The organism is Bartonella sp. A1379B, from assembly GCF_002022485.1.
Lineage (GTDB): Bacteria > Pseudomonadota > Alphaproteobacteria > Rhizobiales > Rhizobiaceae > Bartonella > Bartonella rochalimae.
Genome location: NZ_CP019780.1, coordinates 1 through 18649 on the forward strand (window position 1 = coordinate 1; position 18649 = coordinate 18649).

Consider the following 18649-nt stretch of genomic DNA (forward strand, 5'->3'; position numbering starts at 1 on the left):
GATTACTTTCAAATAAGTATTGTTGTTTTTTATATTTAGATAGTTATCCACAAGTGTTGTGGATTTCTATAGAGTCGTTTTTTGTCAAGCTTTTTTTATTTTTTATTTTTAATACATGAAATCTTTAATTATCGGTAAACTTTACAAAAAAAAAGTTATTTGAATCAATAGTCTTTCTTATTTTCTTTTTGCAAATACAAATTTATAGTCGTTTTTTATGATCTTTTGATTTCATTTTAGCCTCTTGCATTTTACCTGTGCTGTTTTGTATGTTCCTTATGAAAATTGAAAATACGCAAGGTTTACGTCAGGTAAGTGTTCTATATCATATTTTATAGAGAATGCTTTATCTTATGCTCTGTTTGTGGATGCATGTTAAGCAGTTTTTAGCGGTGTTTTTTAACTTTCATTATTGATTGTTTTCAGTTTCGGAAAGCGTATCGTATCATACAATTAAACAAGATAAATCTTATTGATCATCTTTGTTAGTAGGGTTGTACTAAGACTATCCTAAGGGGAGGATGAATAATCTTATTTGGGGAAGGGTGTGTCTCTGCTTTCGCCAGACAGATTTTAGCTGTTTGGTAGGGCGGGATTATAGTTTTTTTTGGGATAAAAAATGGTGAATAAATTGAATTCTAAAGCTAGTTCCTTTAAAAAGGTTGCAGTGGATATCCTATCGACAGAGAAAATGATAAATGAAATGATGAAGATAAAAGGGCCAGTTAGTGTTAAGTCCTCTTTAGGACCTCTAGTTTTTTCAGAGGAAGAGGGCGCTGCTGCTTTTGCACGTGTAATGGCGCAGTTAAAAGCCCAAATTGGTGTTGAGGCTTATACGAGTTGGTTTGGCCGTTTGAAACTTGCTGAGTATAATCGTAATCTTGTAAAACTTTCTGTTCCTACAGCGTTTTTACGTTCGTGGATCAATAATCATTATAGCACTCTTTTAACTACTTTATGGCAGCAGGAGAATTCAGCGATTCTTCGCGTTGAAGTTATTGTCCGAAGTATGGAACGTGTTTCAAAAGGTTTTTTATGTGGATCTAATAAAAGCTCGATTGTGATTGAGCCTGAAGAGCAACCTGTTTCTTCTTTAGTTGAGAGTTATGCCGAGCAATCAGTTAAAAGTAATCAAGAGGGTGTTTTTGGTTCTCCACTTGATTCTCGCTATACTTTTGAGAATTTTATTGAAGGTACTTCGAATCGTGTTGCTTTGGCTGCAGCGCGCTCGATTGCAGAAGGACATAAAAGTTCTTTACGCTTTAATCCCCTTTTTATTTATGCGTCTGTTGGTTTAGGAAAGACACATTTGCTTCAGGCTATTGCAGCAGCTGCGCTTAAACGTTTGACACCTGCGCGGGTTATTTATTTGACTGCTGAATATTTTATGTGGCGTTTTGCTGTGGCCATTCGTGATAATGATGCTCTTTCATTCAAAGAGCAATTGCGTGACATTGATCTTTTAATTATCGATGATATGCAATTTTTACAAGGGAAATCAATTCAACGCGAATTTTGCCATTTGCTGAATATGTTACTCGATAGTGCCAAACAAGTTATTGTGGCTGCTGATCGTCCACCAGCAGAATTAGAATCGCTTGATCTTCGTGTGCGCTCTCGTCTTCAAGGAGGTGTGGCTCTTGAAATTGAAACGCCAGATTATGAGATGCGTTTGGCAATGTTGCGCCAACGATTAAAAGTTGCACAACAAGATGATAATATGATTACAATTTCTGATGAGATTTTGGAATATATTGCTAAAACGGTTTTAGGATCAGGTCGTGATATTGAGGGAGCTTTTAACCAGTTGTTATTTCGTCAATCTTTTGAAGTTGATTTATCTTTAGAGCGAATTGATGAATTATTAGGTCATTTGACACGTTCAGGTGAATCGAAACGTATTCGAATAGAGGAAATTCAACGTACTGTTGCACGTCATTATAATGTTTCTAGGCAGGATTTATTGTCTAATCGTCGAACACGTACAATTGTGAAGCCACGGCAAGTTGCGATGTATTTGGCAAAAGTTTTAACACCTCGTTCATTACCTGAAATTGGACGCCGTTTTGGGGGGCGTGATCATACGACTGTTTTACATGCTGTACGTAAAATTGAAGATTTAGTTTGTGATGATCAAACTTTAGCTAAAGAGCTTGAGTTACTTAAGCGATTAATAGGAGAACATGCCGCATAGTATTATAATCTTTTTCTGATTATTAATAAGATCAGAGGAGATTGATAAAAATAATAATTTTGGTTTGTATTAAATTTGTATTAAAATCTTGCTATTTTAAAAGAAGTTTATTAAAATTTGAGCATATGGCAATTGTAAGTCAATTGATTGCTTTTGGTTTATCGGATTCCTATAGTTATTTTGGATAATAAGTTATAAACAGGGATTTTTATGCGCGTTACAATTGGTCGCAGTCAGCTGCTCAAATCTCTTAGTCGTGTTCACCGTATTGTGGAGCGTCGTAATACTATTCCTATTTTATCAAATGTATTGATAGATACAAGTGATGGAAGGATGCAATTAAAAGCAACAGATCTCGATCTAGAAATCATAGAAACTTCTTCAGTCAATCTTGAACAAGCCGGGGCAATAACTGTTCCAGCACATTTGCTTTATGATATTGTTCGCAAACTTCCTGATGATAGTGATGTTATTTTAGACGTTAATGAAAATCAGGCAAGTACTATGTCTATTACATCTGGTTGTACTAATTTTCAGTTGCAGTGTCTTCCTAAGGTAGATTTTCCGGAATCACTTCCAGGTCAGTTTAGTTGTCGCTTCTCTTTGTTAGCATCAAGATTGAAATATTTACTTGATTGTACGCAGTTTGCTATGTCTACTGAAGAGACACGTTACTACCTGAATGGTATTTATTTTCATGTCATTTATGATGATATTTTGAAGTTGCGTTTGGTTTCTACTGATGGTCATCGTTTAGCACAGGTTGATATAGAAGCACCTTCGGGAGCTGATGGCATGCCAGGTGTTATCATTCCTCGTAAAACTGTGGGAGAGTTGCAAAAACTTCTTGGGGAAGAAGCCGATAACGATGTGTGTATAGAGCTTTCAGATACAAAGATTCGTTTTTCTGTTGGGTCTGTGATTTTAACATCAAAGCTAATTGATGGAGTATTTCCAGAATATCAACGTGTTATTCCATTAGGAAATGATAAAAAGTTGATTATCAATCGGCAAGATTTTTCTGCTGCAGTTGATCGTGTCTCAACAATTTCAAGCGATCGTGGGCGTGCAGTAAAATTGACGATTGAAAAAGGGATTGTAAAACTTGTAGTGAACAATCCTGATTCAGGGAGTGCAAAAGATCAATTGGTTGCGGATTATGTATTTGATCCCCTTGAGATAGGTTTCAATTCAAGATATCTATTGGATATTGCAGCACAACTTTCAAGTGATGAAATGATTTGTATGTTTGCTGATTCTGCGGCGCCAACATTGATTCGTGGAAATGGTGATACAAATGCGCTTTATGTGCTGATGCCTGTTCGTGTTTAAGGATAATGCGTTTTGCGAAGCAGTATTGGCCATATACATAAAGTGGCTGTTAGACAACTGAAATTAGAAAATTATCGTAATTATTGTTCTTTAGTTCTTCATTTATTAGGTCATCATGTCGTTTTTACAGGTCGTAATGGTGCTGGCAAAACCAATCTTTTAGAAGCACTGTCTTTTCTTTCTCCTGGTCGTGGTTTGCGGCGTGCGGCTTATTCTGATATCAGTTATTCTGAGGGAAGTGGTACAGGGTTTGTTGTATTTGCGCGTCTTCAGTGTGCACTTTATGGTGAAGCAAATATTGGTACAGCTTTAGAAGTTAATGATGGTGGTAGAAAAGTACATATTAATGGTGTGAATGAAGCAAGTGATTGCTTAATGGACTATTGCCATATTAGTATATTGACACCTTCTATGGATGGGCTTTTTATAGGGCCTGCACTTGATCGACGTCGTTTTTTAGATCGTATGGTTTTATCTATTGATTCTTTGCATGGCCGTCGTATAGCTGATTATGACAGAGTTATGCGTGCACGGAATCGTTTATTTTTAGATGGAAATAATGATCGTGTTTGGTTAGATACTTTAGAGGTTCAAATGGCTGAACTTGCAACAGCCATTGCAGCAGCGCGGGTTGATGTTATTCAGCTTTTAAATGATACGTTTGCGCAAGTTTCTTCTTGTGTACCTTTTCCAAGAGCTTTTTTACAAGTTGATGGTTTTTTAGAAAAAGCGCTTAGAGAAATGTCTGCTATTGAAGTTGAAGAGCAATTTTTGAATCGATTGCGTAACAATCGTGCTATAGACTGTGTTGCTGGCCGGACATTAGAAGGTCCACACCGTACAGATTTACAAGTTTTTTACGCAGATAAAAATATGAATGCGACATTATGTTCAACTGGTGAACAAAAAGCTTTATTAACAGGCTTAGTTTTGTGTCATGCACGTTTAACAAGTATGATATCTAATATGACGCCTATTTTCCTTCTCGATGAAATAGCTGCTCATTTTGATTCTCACCGACGCGCTGCTTTATTTGATATTCTTGATGATTTAGGTGGGCAAGCATTTATGACAGGGACAGATCATATTTTATTTGACTCTTTAAAAGGACGGGCAGAGTTTTTTGAAATTGAAAATGGTGTTTTATTGCAATAAGCAATGTATTAATAACTTTTTATGAGCAAATAATTGAAATAAAAGGCTCATCATATCTACGATTATAATGGTTTTGAATGATCCTAATTTAAACTTTTTAGTACACATGAGCTAGAAATTTATAGCACTGCGACTTTAGAAGATAGTGAAAGATCATGTAAAGATCGAGCAGTAGGATTTATAATAACATTACACTTCTTATCAAATTATCAAAGTAATTGTGCAAATCAACTCGTAGATTGGATATAAACAGTCATTGAAGTGAGTGTCAGATTGATTATCAATTCAATTGCTTATAGTTATACGTCTTTTGCAGTTTTTGATGTATTAAAAATATTTTTAGAACTCACTAGAATTAATGGGAAAAGTTCATTATTTTTACAGCAATAAATGGGGTTATTGTTGGATGCTGTTGTGAAGGATATTAGCTTATATTTAAATATATTGATAAGCATTTTAATATAGTTTAAAGGCTAAAACTGGTTAATGGCAATAAATTTGCTTGATAATTTTTGTTTGAATAAATAAGATACATTTAAGAGACATTATTGTTGTATATTAATGAGAACTGCTAGGGGGCATGTACGGGGAAGATAGGAATGAGAGACTTTATTCAACAAATAAAGATACTCGCGGTTTTATGGATGGCATTGCTTTTATCTAGTTGTAAAGTTGATGTTCTTCAGCCTGCGGGATATGTTGCGCGCCAACAGCTTATTTTAATTATTTTATGTGTTGTTGTTATGTTATGCGTTGTAATTCCAGTAATGATTGCAGTGGTTTTTTTAGCTATAAAATATCGTGCTTCGAAAACAACAGAAGATTATTTACCGGATTGGGGACACTCAAATAAAATTGAAGCTTTTATGTGGGGCATTCCAGTTATTATTGTAATGGTTTTAGGGCTATTAACAGCGCATTACACTTATAAGCTTGAACCCTCAAATGCTCTTCCTACGGATGTTGTTGGTGAAGAAAAGCCTTTGCAAGTGGATGTTGTCGCACTAGATTGGAAGTGGTTATTTATTTATCCTGAATATGGTATTGCATCGGTTAATGAAATTTATGCACCACAAGGTCGTCAAGTATTATTGCAAATAACATCAGAGAGCTCAGTTAATGCGTTCTGGGTGCCAAAACTTGGTACAGTTATTTATGCTATGCCACAGATGAATGCTAAATTACATTTAATGGCTGATAAACAAGGTGTATTCAATGGCAGCTCAGCAAATTATAGTGGTGATGGTTTTGCAAATATGCGTTTTAAATGGCATTCTGTACCATTGAATGATTTCGATAATTGGGTTGCTAAAGTTCGGGCAAATGGTCAAAAGCTTGATCGTTTATCTTATCGTCAACTTTCTGTTTCTCCTCTTATGGGTGATATTGCTGCGAAAGAGAAAGACGCTGAAGTGCGTTATTTCGCTCCTGTTGAAAAACAGCTTTATTATCGTATTGTCAATCGGTGTGTTGGTGAAAATGTCATCTGTAATGAAGATTTAATGAAGCGGGCTGCTGCTCAGACGCTTTGGGGTACACTTTGTTCAGTTTTTGATCCAAGTGCTATTTAGGAAATAGTTAATCGAGAAAGAAACCATTTTTAAATAAGGATTCTTTTCAATTAGAATTAAATTTGTATAGGATAGAAAATGTTTGGAAGACTTACAGATCCTACAGCAGCTGCTTTTCATGCACTTGCACATGAGCCAATTGTTCTTTATACGTGTATTGCAATTATTTTGGGCGGTTTAGCTGTTATTATTGCTTTAACAGTACTTGGTTGGTGGAAAGTTCTTTGGCAAAATTGGATTACGACTGTTGATCATAAACGAATTGGTATTATGTACATCATTCTCGGCATTATTATGCTTGTTCGTGGTTTTGCTGATGCAATTATGATGCGAACACATCAGGCTTTAGCGTTTGGAAGTGAAGCAGCAGGTTATTTACCTCCTGAGCATTTTGATCAGATTTTTTCAGCACATGGTGTGATTATGATTTTCTTCATGGCTACACCAATTTTATTTGGTCTTTTCAATTATCTTATACCACTTCAGATTGGTGCCCGTGATGTTGCATTTCCATTTGCGAATAATCTAGGATTTTGGATCACAGTTGCGGCAGCAGTATTAATTAATATATCACTTGGTATTGGTAATTTTGGTCGTGGTGGTTGGTTAATGTATCCACCTTTCTCAGAATTGCAAAATAGTCCAGATACAGGAGTGGATTATTATTTATGGTCTCTTCAGCTTTCTGGTATTGCAACAACGATGGGATCAGTCAATTTTGTGGCAACCATTATCAAAATGCGTGCTCCTGGAATGACGATGATGAAAATGCCTGTTTTTTGTTGGTCTGCTTTTGTTAGTAACATTCTTATTTTAGTTATTTATCCTGTTTTAGCTGTTGCGTTTGTACTCTTGGCAGCTGACCGTTATTTAGGCATGAATTTTTTTACTAATGTTGCTGGTGGGAACCCAATGGTGTGGATTAATTATGTTTGGGTTTTTGGTCATCCAGAGGTTTATGTTTTAGTTGTGCCTGCCTTTGGAATTGTTTCGGAAATCGTCTCAACATTTTCTTCAAAGCGCCTTTTTGGTTATGCCTCAATGATATGGGCAATTGTAGTGATCTTGGTTCTTTCGCTTCTTGTTTGGGGGCATCACTTCTTTACAATGGGAGGAGGTGAAGCTGTGAACACTTTCTTTGGTATTGCTACGATGATCATAGCAGTTCCGACGGGTGTTAAAGTCTTTAATTGGTTATTGACTATGTATAAGGGGCGGATTCGTTTCGAACCTCCAATGCTTTGGTGCATGGGAATGATTTTTACGTTTGTTGGTGGCGGATTAACCGGTGTTTTGATGTCGATTGTTCCTGCTGATTGGCAGTTTCATAATTCTTTATTTTTAGTTGCTCACTTCCATCATACGATTATTGGAGGTGTTGTTTTTGCTTATTTAGCTGGGTTAGCCTTTTGGTTTCCAAAAGTTTTTGGCATTAAACCAAATCGTATATTAGGTATTGCATCTTTTTGGTGCTGGTTTATTGGTTTTTACCTTGCTTTCTTTCCAGTTTATCTCCTTGGATTAATGGGTGCTACGCGTCGTCTTCAGCATTATATTGAGCCAGGTTGGCAGCCGATGTTTATGGTTGCTGCAGTAGGTGCTTTTATTATTCTTCTTGGTATACTTTGTTTTGTATTACAAATGCTTTTAGCAATTTGGTATGGTATTAAGCATAAAGGGCGTTTGCCGGTAACATCAAATGATCCTTGGGGAGACGCACGAACACTTGAGTGGTCTATTTCTTCTCCTCCTCCTTCTTATAATTTTGCAGTTATTCCAGAAGTGCAGAGTGAGGATGCCTATTGGGATATGAAAAAGAGAGGTTATCAGCGTCCGACAAGTGGGTTTGCAAAGATCCATATGCCTTCAAATACATCAGCTGGAATTATTGCAGGCTTTTTCTCATTAATTGTTGGCTTTGCTCTTGTTTGGCATATTTGGTGGTTGGTTATTTTAGGATTAGTTGGATTTGTTACAACGATTATTTATCATTCATTAATGGGTGATCATCATGGTTATTATATTTCAGCCGAAGAGGTGCAAAAAACAGAAGATATCTTCACAGCTGTTTTAGAAAAACAAGGGGTAAAAGTATGAGTGCGACAACAATGAATCATGTATGCACGGACGAACATCATCATGATCATCATAGTAGTTCAATAATAATATTTGGATTTTGGGTTTACATTCTTTCAGATTTAATTTTGTTCTCAACATTGTTTTCGAGTTTTGCTGTATTTTCTGCTTCTTATGGAGGAGGTAAAGCTGGTAATGAGTTTATTAATTTAAACTTTGTTTTGGTTGAAACAGCAATTTTATTATTATCGTCAATTACTTATGGGTTTGCTATGGTGTATGCTCATAAGGGATCTCTTGCTAAGCTACGCGTTTGGATGGCAATTACCTTCGCGTTTGGATTATGCTTTGTTGGAATGGAAATTTATGAATTTTATGAACTGCTGAATGAGGTGTTCTATTACGATCCTAATGCTTATGCTGGTGTTGATCCTACAACAGGCATAAAATCTTTTGGGCGAAATGTTCTATCTGCTTATTGGTCAGCATTTTTTGCGTTGGTTGGTACCCATGGTCTTCATGTGAGTGTCGGTTTATTGTGGATGGTTGTAATGTTTTTTCATCTGCGTCGTAGTGGTTTGGATCAGGATAATAAAACACGTTTAACATGTCTCTCAATTTTCTGGCATTTACTTGATATTGTTTGGGTTGGTGTCTTCACCATGGTTTATTTGTTAGGAGCACTGTAATGAGCGTGTATGATAAAAATCATGAGCCAAGTATTGGTTCTTATCTAGTTGGCTTTATTTTAGCTGTTCTTTTTACTTTAGGTTCTTTTATTCCTGTAATGTATGGATTATTAGATAGTTGGGCTATTAGTACAAAGGTTATTTATCTTATTGGGATGGCACTTATACAAATTATTGTACAAATTGTTTTCTTTTTGCATTTGAATTCTGGTCCAGATGCCAGATGGAATCTAACAGCTTTATTGTTTACAGCTATGTGTGTTTTCATTATCATCGGTGGTACTTGGTGGGCTATATCTCATTTGAATTATAATATGATGGGCGGTTCGGGGCGTATTGTTGGACCAGATATCAATACAAATATATTAGAAGAAAAATCCATTAATGTACCAGAAACAATTGAGAGTGTACCAGAAACAATAGAGCAGCCCTCTAACACTTTCGAGACGATTGAACAAACTCCAGAAACAATAGAACAGCCTTCTGAGATATCAGATCAATAAAGCAACTTTTTTGAAGAGAAGAAAATCAGTAATCAATTGTTAAAACTGTTATTGTGAAGATAGAGCCTTTTAATTTTAAAGCTTATAACGTGGCTTTTTGGTTATTAAGGGGTGTTAAATACATTTTTAAAGTTTAAGGTACTTTTCAACTTTATAGTTTTTTACAATAGACGTTGCTACTATTTTTCGTTGTGTGAGTTTTTATTTTCTTGAGCTTCTTCGCTTTGTTTTAGTTCTTCAAGTGTTGGCATAGACAAGACGTTATAGCCTGAATCGACATAATGAATTTCACCTGTAACACCTGATGATAAATCGGAGAGTAAGTAAAGAGCCGCATTTCCAATTTCATTAATATTTACAGTACGACGTAGAGGTGCATTACGGCGTTGGTATGAGAAGATTGCTCGTGCAGATGCAATGCCATTACCAGCTAATGTCCGAATAGGTCCAGCTGAAATTGCATTAACACGAATATTTTGAGGCCCAAAATCTGTCGCTAAATAACGCACCATAGCTTCTAAAGCTGCTTTAGCTATACCCATGACATTGTAATTAGGAACAACTCTCTGTGAAGCTCCATAAGTGAGTGTTAATAATGCACCACCATTAGGCATGAGTTTACCTGCGCGTTGAGCAATTTCAGTAAAGGAATATGCTGAAATAACCATTGTACGATTAAAATTTTCACGTGTTGTAACATCAACATAACGCCCCTTTAATTGCGTTTTATCTGAGAAACCAATAGCATGGACAACAAAATCAATAGTTTCCCACTCTTTTTCAAGATATTCAAATGCACGATTGATACTTTCAACTTTTTCAACGTCACATTCTAGTAGTAATTTACAACCAAGCTTTTCTGCTAGTGGCTGGACGCGTTTTCCAAAAGCTTCTCCTTGATATGTAAGAGCCAGCTCAGCTCCTGCATTTGCTAATTGACAAGCAATACCCCAAGCAATCGAATGGTCATTTGCAATTCCCATAATAAGACCTCGTTTGCCCTTCATCAAACCTTTCATATTATTCTCCATAGACTATGCTAGTTTCAATACACTAAGAGTTCCTGCTTATGTATAGCGTTGGAAAACAAGCGTTGCATTGGTACCACCAAAGCCAAAAGTATTTGATAATACGGTATTAAGTTTTTGGTTATCGAGACGTTTACGAACAATTGGCATATCGGAAAAAGCTGGATCAAGTTCTTCAATATGAGCACTTTCACAAATAAAATTGTGATTCATCATCAACAGTGTATAAATTGCTTCTTGAACACCTGCTGCACCTAAAGAATGCCCAGTTAAAGATTTTGTGGCGGAGATGGGGGGACATTGGTCTCCTCCTCCAAAAATACGACGAATTGCATCTATTTCAGAGGAATCACCAACAATTGTTGCTGTTGCGTGAGGATTAATATAATCAATTTTATTTTTTATGGTTGCAAGAGCCATACGCATACATCTTTCTGCTCCTTCACCAGATGGAGAGACCATATCATGACCATCGGATGTAGCACCATAACCAACAATCTCGCCATAAATTTTAGCACCACGTGCTTTAGCTAATTCCAGTTCTTCAAGAACTAAAACACCAGCTCCACCAGCAATGACAAATCCATCACGATTAATATCATAGGCACGTGAAGCTGTTTCTGGTGTATTATTATATTTGCTGGACATAGCACCCATAGCATCAAATAAAACAGATAATGTCCAATCCAAATCTTCGCAACCACCTGCAAAGATGCGATTTTGCTTACCGTATTGTATCATCTCATAAGCATTTCCAATACAATGATTGGATGTAGCACAAGCTGAGGAAATTGAATAATTGATCCCTTTAATTTTAAAAAAGGTTGCGAGAGTTGCTGAAGCTGTAGAACTCATTGCTTTGGGGACAACAAAAGGTCCAACGCGCTTTGGACCTTTTTGGCGTGTAAGATCAGCAGCTTCAACAATTGATCGAGTTGATGGTCCTCCAGAGCCCATAATAATACCAGTATATTCATTTGATACTTCATTAGGTTCTAAACCTGCGTCAGCAATTGCTCTATCCATAGCAATCTGATTCCACGCTGTTCCATAGCCATGGAAACGCATGGCTCGCCGATCAACAAATTCTTCTATGTTAATATTCGGTTTAGCATAGACTCTACTCCGGAAACCTAATTCAGCGTGCTTGGGTGCGTAGCAAACTCCTGATTTTGCTTCATATAAACTCGTTAAAACAGTTTGAAGCTCATTTCCAATTGCGGAGATAATACCCATTCCGGTTACAACAACTCGATGCATTCATACCTCCTTGTTTCCTATAGAGTAATAAAATACCTTTAACTTGTTGAAAGAATGTCTAACTTTCTTTAAACAAAGCGACACGTAAATCATTGGCTTTATAGATTGTTTCTCCATCTGCTTTTAACCATCCATCTGCTATTCCTAAAACCAAATGTCCACGTCGAATACGTTTAAAATTTATTTCATATTGAAGCAATTTAGTTTGCGGAGTTACCATGCCTGATAATTTTACTTCTCCTGTTGAAATAGCACGTCCTTTTCCTAGTTCACCTAACCATCCAAGAAAAAAACCCGTCAATTGCCACATACCATCTAAACCAAGACACCCTGGCATAACAGGATCGTTGATGAAATGACAATCAAAAAACCATAAGTTTGGAGTAATGTCAAATTCAGCACAAACTACTCCTTTGTTATATTCTCCACCAGTTTCACTGATTTGAGTGATTCGGTGAATCATTAACATTGGAGGTGCAGGTAATTGTGCATTACCTTTACCAAACATTTCGCCGCGAGCGCAGCTTAAAAGCTCTTCATAAGTGTAATGAGACTTTTGTTCAGCCATTGTTATTTCCATATTTCTTTTTTATGCCTCTATCCTAATCTACTTTTAGAGCAAATTTTCAGGAGAGGGAAATGATTTATATTATTTATGGTGAAAAAAGTTTTTTATGTTTCTTATTACAAAGGATTATCATTTAAAATATTTATTATCTTGTTTTTTCATTGTGTTTAAATTGCAAACCAAACTTGCATATGCATGTAGGAAGATTTATAATATCCTAGATGAGTACTGATGACTTGAGATTGAATAAAAAAGAACGATTTATCGAAAATCGTAAGGAAGTTGTGAATTGCCATTCGTTATCTGAGTTAAAAGAGCGTTTGCGTAAAAATGGTTTGCGGCCAACGCGCCAACGATTAGAACTGGCTAATATGATTTTTTTTCAAGGTGATTGCCATGTGACTGCTGAGGAGTTATATGAAGAGGCAGTTAGGTCCGGTGTGCCTGTGTCTTTGGCGACAGTTTATAATACTCTTCATCAGTTTACAGAAGCAGGTTTATTACGGATTATTGCTGTAGAAGGTTCGAAAACTTGGTTTGATACGAATACATCTAATCACTATCATTTCTATGTTGAGGGTGAAAATCGTATTCTTGATATTCCTTGTAATTTGGAAGGTTCTCCTATCATTGAAAATCTCCCTCAACCACCAAACGATATGGAAATTTCACATGTCGATTTAATCATTCGTTTAAGGCCAAAGAGTTCTACAAAGAGTTCTATTTAATTTTACGGACTTCAAGGATTGTATGAAGAATAAAAATAAAATGCTGATAGTTTAAGCTTTTTTAATTTTTAATTTTTTCGTCAGGATAAATTCCCCATAATTGGGTTTGATAAAGCCAGCCACGAGCGTTACGGATGTCTAATTCACACCAGATTCCATTACATTGGCGAATAGTACCGATGATATTAGGTTCTATTTCTGCTACAATTTTCTCATTATCTCCTGGATTTTTACGTAACATGAGTCTGTGTGTTTTGTCCTTTTGCCACGGAATAGTTATTGCAGTTCGTTTTCCTGATAAGAGTGATTGGTAAATCCATCCTTCATCTCCTTCTGCATCACGAACTTTGCGCCATTGATCATATTCTTGGATAATTTCAATAGGGAGTCCCTGCTTTTGATAAGTAAAGATAATAGAATAATTATTTCCTGGCCCAACACGCATATTAACACGAGCAGATTTTATCGAAGCAAATCGTGGAAGTGGTAAACCACTAGGACCTAAATCTTGATTGAGTGTTTGCGAATGTGAAAAGGAAAGAGACCCAAATAGAAGCCCTCCTGTCATTAATATACATGATAAGAGTACAAAAAAACGAAACCAAATAAAATGTTTCATATTTACACCTCTTTTTCTTCATTTATGTAATTTGCCATTTGAGATACGGAGGATAGATTCGAAACTTTATTCGAGCATGGCATACATTTGGTTAAAAAGGTCTAAATACTCCGAATATTATTATAAAAAATAGCTCAAATAGTATATAGGTTTGAAAATTTTTATGTCAGTTCAATACAATCAATCAGTCATGTATTTGCTATGAAATTTTTTCTACAAAGTAGTAAAATATATGATTTTTTTCCTGTTTATGAAATGTAGTGCCACTTTAAGGCGTAGCGCTTAAATTAATATCATAAACTAGATATCTTGATATGATAAAAATTCGTTTCCAAGTAAAGAGTAATGATTCTTACATAGAAAGATGATCTAAGGTAATCGATGATATCGAGCATGAAAAAGTTTTGTTTCTTGCAAAATAAGATATCTCATTAGGAACATCTGACAATTTATTTCTTGCTTTACATAAAATACATAACGTATTAAATAAAACACATAATGTATTAAATTAAAACAATTGCAAAGATATGATAATACACTTTTTAGTTGTTAAGATATATCTTTCGAGATGTTAATTTTGATTGGAAGGAAAAAATTGAGGCAAAATTATGCTTAAAGTTTTTAAAAATTACACTTACGTTTGTGCTTGTACAACAAGCGCCTTTTTCTTTTTACAAAATATAGATGTTAATGCGACATCTGAAATGACAGATTGTTCAGAGAGTAGTTCTTTTCTTAAATGTTCTGATGGTAAAACACATACTTTTACGAGTAAGAGTTATCAATTAAATGAGCAGAAGGGTTCTTCATTTTCTAAGGCAGTATCCGCAGAAAAATCAGGGACAGTTATTAATGCGGAGAACATTACCATTACTAACTCTAAAACAGGTGTATTTGCAAAAGAGTATGGAAAAGTTATTTTGCAGAATTCAACTATCAAGGAAGTAGCAGAAGGCCTTTCCGCTAGTGAAAATGGGGCAATTAAAATGGTGGGTGGAACAATTAATTTGAATTATTATGAGAGAAGTATAGGAGTAAGCTCGTGGAGTAGTCAAGGAATAGAGTTAGAGAATGTGAATATTACATTGAGAGAAGGGAAGGAACAGCGTGCTAATATGGGTTTATATGCTGGATGTTCTCTTAATAAGATGTGTAATGCCAAAATTACAATGACAAATGGGTCAATAGATGTTGTTGGTACAGGTGCTGTAATAGATAAGTCATCTCAGGGTGATATTTCCTTAACTAATGTAAAAATTACAGTGAAGAGTGGTGGAAGTAATGAGTACCCTTATGATTCTTTAGGGATGTATATCGCCAATAATAACAGTAAGCTTGAAATGATAAATGGGTCAATTGATTTTACAAATGGAGTGGGGGTGCTTGTAGGAGAAAAGGGACATGCTGATTTAGATGGTGTCATAATTACTGGAAAAAACAACGATGATAAGGGAACAACAGATGATAGAGGTGGATTGTATCTAGATACAGGGGGATCTATTTTTTTAAAGGATGGGCGAGTTTCTGTTTCTAATACTTATGGTATAACAATGTATCAGCCTGTAAACAGAAATATGGTGGGGGAAAAGGTCGATATTGAAAACTCAACTATTACAGCTGAAAAATATCCAGCGATTTATATCACAAAACAAAATTCTTTAATGGAAAATTTTTATGCTCATGAGAAAATATCTATTGTTAAATTATCAAAAAATTCTAATATCTCTGGCGATCTTTTATTAAAAGCCAAGGGAGGAATTATAGAAATTCAGGCTGATCAGTCTACCCTCAAAGGGGGGTTTCTATCGCTAATGGAGCTCTTGTAAATTTTAGTTTGAAAAATAACTCAACCTGGACTTTGACAACAAGAAAAAATAACAATTTTACAGATCAAAGGCATTTGAATAACATCGCATGGTTTATAACATCTTTAGAATTGAATCATAGTATTGTTCAGTTTGATACACCAAAAAATTTTGTTTATCAAACACTTAATGTTGGAAAAGGATCGGGTGTTGTTTATAATGCTGTGAATGATGCAAAGCTTTACTTGAACGTTTTTATTAGTAAAGAAAATAACATTAACGACCAAAAGACTGATAGGCTTTTGATTCATGGCAATGTGTCTGGTACGACCACTGTTTACGTTACTGGCCAAAATGGAAGTTCGAAAGATGATATGGGGAGGAATGGGAATACTCAGGGTATTTCGCTTATTCAGGTTTCCGGTACGGCACAAGAACATTCTTTCAAATTGGAAGGTGATTATATTACAATTGATGGTTCACCTTATCAGTATGTTCTTTCTGCTTATGGTCCAGGTTCTTCTCGTGGTCAGGCTAGTCTTGATCAAAAGTTAGTTAGTGGTAATGGAAGTAATTTTTGGGATTATCGCCTGCAGAGTAAATATATTTCTCCACGAGTACAACCATCACCACCAAAACCAGCGCCAGTACCACCGGAATCATTACCACCGGTACCGGAACCACCAACGCCATCCAAACCACAGGATCCCAGAACACCAGATTTACCTGGAAAAAGAATACCGGCGGTTGTGCCACAACTCCCAAGTTATTTGCTTTTACCTCATGCTTTATTTCATACAGGCTTGGTAGATGTAAGTAATCAACATGAACTGTTGGAAATCATACAAAATGCTTCTCATGAGCCTGATAAAAATAGAAAGACAAGCTTTTTTATCCGTGGTTATGGTAGTAACCATCATTATACTTCAAATTTATCCGTTTTTGAACATGGTTATGGAGCTGATCTTGACTATAATAATGTGACAGTAGGTATTGTATTAAATACATTAGAGAGTAAACATAGTGCTTCGTCTTTTGGAGTTATGGGCAGTTATGGTCAGCTCTCTCTTCAGCCTCGTGCGGTTAAACAAAGTCAAAAGAGTGTTTTTAATAAATGGTCGGGAAAGCTTTATGCTAATTTGCATCATGATACAGGCGTTTATGCAAATGGCTTTATCTCTTATGATTTTTTTAAGGGCGATGTTGTCACTCTTTCTCGTGGAAAAACAGCAGAATTAAAAGGGGGGCTTTTGAATGCTTCTTTGATAGGCGGTCATGCAATTATAACAGGCTATAATGGTCTTATTATTGAGCCGCAGCTTCAAGTTATTTATCAGTCTCTCATGTTTGATCAAGCGCGTGATATTGATCGGTTTGATATTGATTTAGGAAGCCATGATCAATTGATAGGGCGGATTGGTGGTTGTTTAACGAAAGTTGTTTCTGCTTCCGAAAAAGCACATGTTGTTTCCTTTTATACCAAACTTCATGTTGCGCATAGTTATGAAAAGAAGCGGATAGTGCATTTTAAAGACGCTTTTCAGTTAGGTGCATTTGGTTCTACAGTTGAAACAGGGATGGGTGTTCATGCTCAATTGTCTAATACTATAACATTCCATGGCGATTTGTTATACCAACATAAATTAACCAAAGCCGGCTTTTCTGGAATTAGTGTTTCGGGTGGCTTGCGTTATCAATTTTAGCCTTTAAAGATTAGTCTTGTTTTTATTTTGAACAATTATTTGTGAGTTTCGTTAAGTTGTTTAGCCAAACTCACAGAGATTCTAATTTCCAGGAATATTTCTTTATATCTTATGGTCATATCAAGGTGTTAACAACATATTGAATAGTAGTTTACACATTTAATTTAATGACAGCTTATGCAAAAAGATGAAATTATTTATGTTTAAAATAACTTCATTTACCCTTAAAAGAGTCTATAAATATGAAGCTTTTAATAAATTATATAGAGATAAATTAGAAATATTTCATTTTGTTTATATGATTCTTATTAAAAAAATAATCTATAATATCAAAAGATTAAATATAGAAAAATTTGTTATTAAAAGAATTATAGAGTGTATTTACAAATATTAAAAATTCAAAGTAATTCGATAAATAAAATGTTCTAAAATAGCATTTAAAATATTACGCTATTAAATTTTGTAAGATGTTATTAAAGTGGTCGACGTTTTGCTACAGGATATTTGTGATTTTTAGCAATTCGTTCAACTGCTTTTTCTAAAGGTTCAACCATAACATCCATAGAATAACCATTTGAATGAATAATATTTTCATAGTCAATCATAATTGCAACATGACCTTGCCAAAAAATCAAATCACCTCGTTCAAGAGTATCAGTATCTGTTAGTGGTTTTCCTATAGTTTGCTGTTGCATACTAGTATCACGTAAAACTGCTTTCCCTGCCATCATCATAGAAAGTTGAACTAGTCCAGAGCAATCAAGACCAAAGCCACTAACACCTCCCCAAAGATAAGGTGTGCGAATAAAAGTTTGAGCAACAGTTACATAATCTTTGAACGTATGTTGAATAGGATGAAGATGAGAAGAAATAATAGCTGTTCCATTTTCAAGAATAGAATACATTGTACCACGTGTTTCAGTTACATCAACAACGGTTACTTTACTTCCCATAGACAAAGCACGTTCTACAGCCTTTTTTAAATCAGCTTGCGAATATTGGAAAGTACGAGGAACTGAAACAATATGCGTTTGTTTTATGGTTGATGTGCAAAGAATTTGTGTATCAATATAACCTACATAACCATCTTTAAGCGATTCTACCTTTGACATGGTTTCATCTTGCTCAAGGAGTAAGATTTCTTCTCCGAAGAGGCATTCTGTTTGCCTTTCGCTTTTCTTACTGTTTTCTTTAAATAGACCTGCAACAGCTGTATTAACGCGTCTTTTTTCTCCTTGGACAGAACATGGAGTTTCAAATTGCTGATTTGTGAGGATATCTTGAGATATATGCAACGGTGAATTTTTATAAGGCATTTTTTACCTCTAATGGACTAGCAGCAAATATTAATGGATCTCTTATCCAATAGAAAGAATAAAAAGAATAAAATTATAATTTGTCCAAATTATTGTACATCC

Annotated in this window: 15 protein-coding genes; 10 read left to right on the forward strand and 5 right to left on the reverse strand. The window is 35.4% G+C overall.

Going from position 1 to position 18649, the window contains the following annotated elements:
- Positions 1 to 619 precede the first annotated feature (619 nt).
- From dnaA to cyoD, 7 genes are all read left to right on the forward strand, one after another.
- Entirely contained in the window at positions 620 to 2194 is a 1575-nt protein-coding gene (dnaA, locus tag BA1379B_RS00005) for a chromosomal replication initiator protein DnaA (RefSeq protein ID WP_035005534.1), read from the forward strand.
- 210 nt (positions 2195 to 2404) lie between these two features.
- Positions 2405 to 3526, forward strand: coding sequence for a DNA polymerase III subunit beta (gene dnaN / locus BA1379B_RS00010; RefSeq protein ID WP_078673497.1), 1122 nt, complete (start codon positions 2405 to 2407; stop codon positions 3524 to 3526).
- A 12-nt stretch (positions 3527 to 3538) separates the two neighbouring features.
- On the forward strand, positions 3539 to 4681 hold the full coding sequence (gene recF / locus BA1379B_RS00015; protein ID WP_078692265.1) for a DNA replication/repair protein RecF: 1143 nt from the start codon (positions 3539 to 3541) through the stop codon (positions 4679 to 4681).
- A gap of 599 nt (positions 4682 to 5280) precedes the next feature.
- A complete protein-coding gene (gene cyoA, locus BA1379B_RS00025) occupies positions 5281 to 6252 on the forward strand; it encodes a ubiquinol oxidase subunit II (RefSeq protein WP_035005544.1) in 972 nt (323 codons plus the stop codon).
- A 78-nt stretch (positions 6253 to 6330) separates the two neighbouring features.
- Complete coding sequence (gene cyoB, locus BA1379B_RS00030; RefSeq protein ID WP_035005547.1) at positions 6331 to 8349, forward strand: cytochrome o ubiquinol oxidase subunit I; 2019 nt, start codon at positions 6331 to 6333, stop codon at positions 8347 to 8349.
- Positions 8346 to 9017, forward strand: coding sequence for a cytochrome (ubi)quinol oxidase subunit III (locus BA1379B_RS00035; RefSeq protein ID WP_078692266.1), 672 nt, complete (start codon positions 8346 to 8348; stop codon positions 9015 to 9017). Before cyoB ends, BA1379B_RS00035 begins: the two co-directional genes overlap by 4 nt.
- A complete protein-coding gene (gene cyoD / locus BA1379B_RS00040) occupies positions 9017 to 9520 on the forward strand; it encodes a cytochrome o ubiquinol oxidase subunit IV (RefSeq protein ID WP_035005551.1) in 504 nt (167 codons plus the stop codon). The genes BA1379B_RS00035 and cyoD overlap by 1 nt, the downstream gene beginning before the upstream one ends.
- Positions 9521 to 9699: 179 nt before the next feature.
- On the opposite strand, the gene fabI is transcribed toward cyoD, so the two are convergent.
- Genes fabI through fabA form a run of 3 tightly spaced genes read right to left on the reverse strand, consistent with a single transcriptional unit; the run spans position 9700 to position 12376 of the window.
- On the reverse strand, positions 9700 to 10539 hold the full coding sequence (gene fabI, locus BA1379B_RS00045) for an enoyl-ACP reductase FabI (protein ID WP_078673500.1): 840 nt from the start codon (positions 10537 to 10539) through the stop codon (positions 9700 to 9702).
- A gap of 48 nt (positions 10540 to 10587) precedes the next feature.
- On the reverse strand, positions 10588 to 11808 hold the full coding sequence (gene fabB, locus BA1379B_RS00050) for a beta-ketoacyl-ACP synthase I (RefSeq protein WP_035005554.1): 1221 nt from the start codon (positions 11806 to 11808) through the stop codon (positions 10588 to 10590).
- Between the two features lie 58 nt (positions 11809 to 11866).
- Positions 11867 to 12376: a 3-hydroxyacyl-[acyl-carrier-protein] dehydratase FabA gene (fabA, locus tag BA1379B_RS00055; RefSeq protein ID WP_035005555.1), complete on the reverse strand. Its 510-nt coding sequence runs from the start codon at positions 12374 to 12376 to the stop codon at positions 11867 to 11869.
- Positions 12377 to 12597: 221 nt separating this feature from the next.
- On the opposite strand from fabA, the gene irrA reads away from it, so the two are divergent.
- Complete coding sequence (irrA, locus tag BA1379B_RS00060; RefSeq protein WP_172802084.1) at positions 12598 to 13104, forward strand: iron response transcriptional regulator IrrA; 507 nt, start codon at positions 12598 to 12600, stop codon at positions 13102 to 13104.
- 61 nt (positions 13105 to 13165) lie between these two features.
- Here the strand turns inward: irrA and BA1379B_RS00065 are convergent, their stop codons facing one another.
- Positions 13166 to 13723: an SH3 domain-containing protein gene (locus tag BA1379B_RS00065; RefSeq protein ID WP_035005556.1), complete on the reverse strand. Its 558-nt coding sequence runs from the start codon at positions 13721 to 13723 to the stop codon at positions 13166 to 13168.
- Between the two features lie 608 nt (positions 13724 to 14331).
- Here BA1379B_RS00065 and BA1379B_RS00070 point away from each other — a divergent pair.
- Together BA1379B_RS00070 and BA1379B_RS00075 are read left to right on the forward strand one after the other, a co-directional pair.
- Positions 14332 to 15549 carry a hypothetical protein gene (locus BA1379B_RS00070; protein ID WP_078673501.1) on the forward strand — a complete coding sequence of 406 codons (1218 nt, stop codon included), beginning with the start codon at positions 14332 to 14334 and terminating at the stop codon, positions 15547 to 15549.
- 74 nt (positions 15550 to 15623) lie between these two features.
- On the forward strand, positions 15624 to 17231 hold the full coding sequence (locus BA1379B_RS00075; protein WP_194284886.1) for an autotransporter outer membrane beta-barrel domain-containing protein: 1608 nt from the start codon (positions 15624 to 15626) through the stop codon (positions 17229 to 17231).
- A gap of 473 nt (positions 17232 to 17704) precedes the next feature.
- Here BA1379B_RS00075 and BA1379B_RS00085 read toward each other — a convergent pair whose 3' ends face one another.
- Entirely contained in the window at positions 17705 to 18547 is an 843-nt protein-coding gene (locus BA1379B_RS00085) for a C40 family peptidase (protein WP_078673504.1), read from the reverse strand.
- Positions 18548 to 18649: the final 102 nt, after the last annotated feature.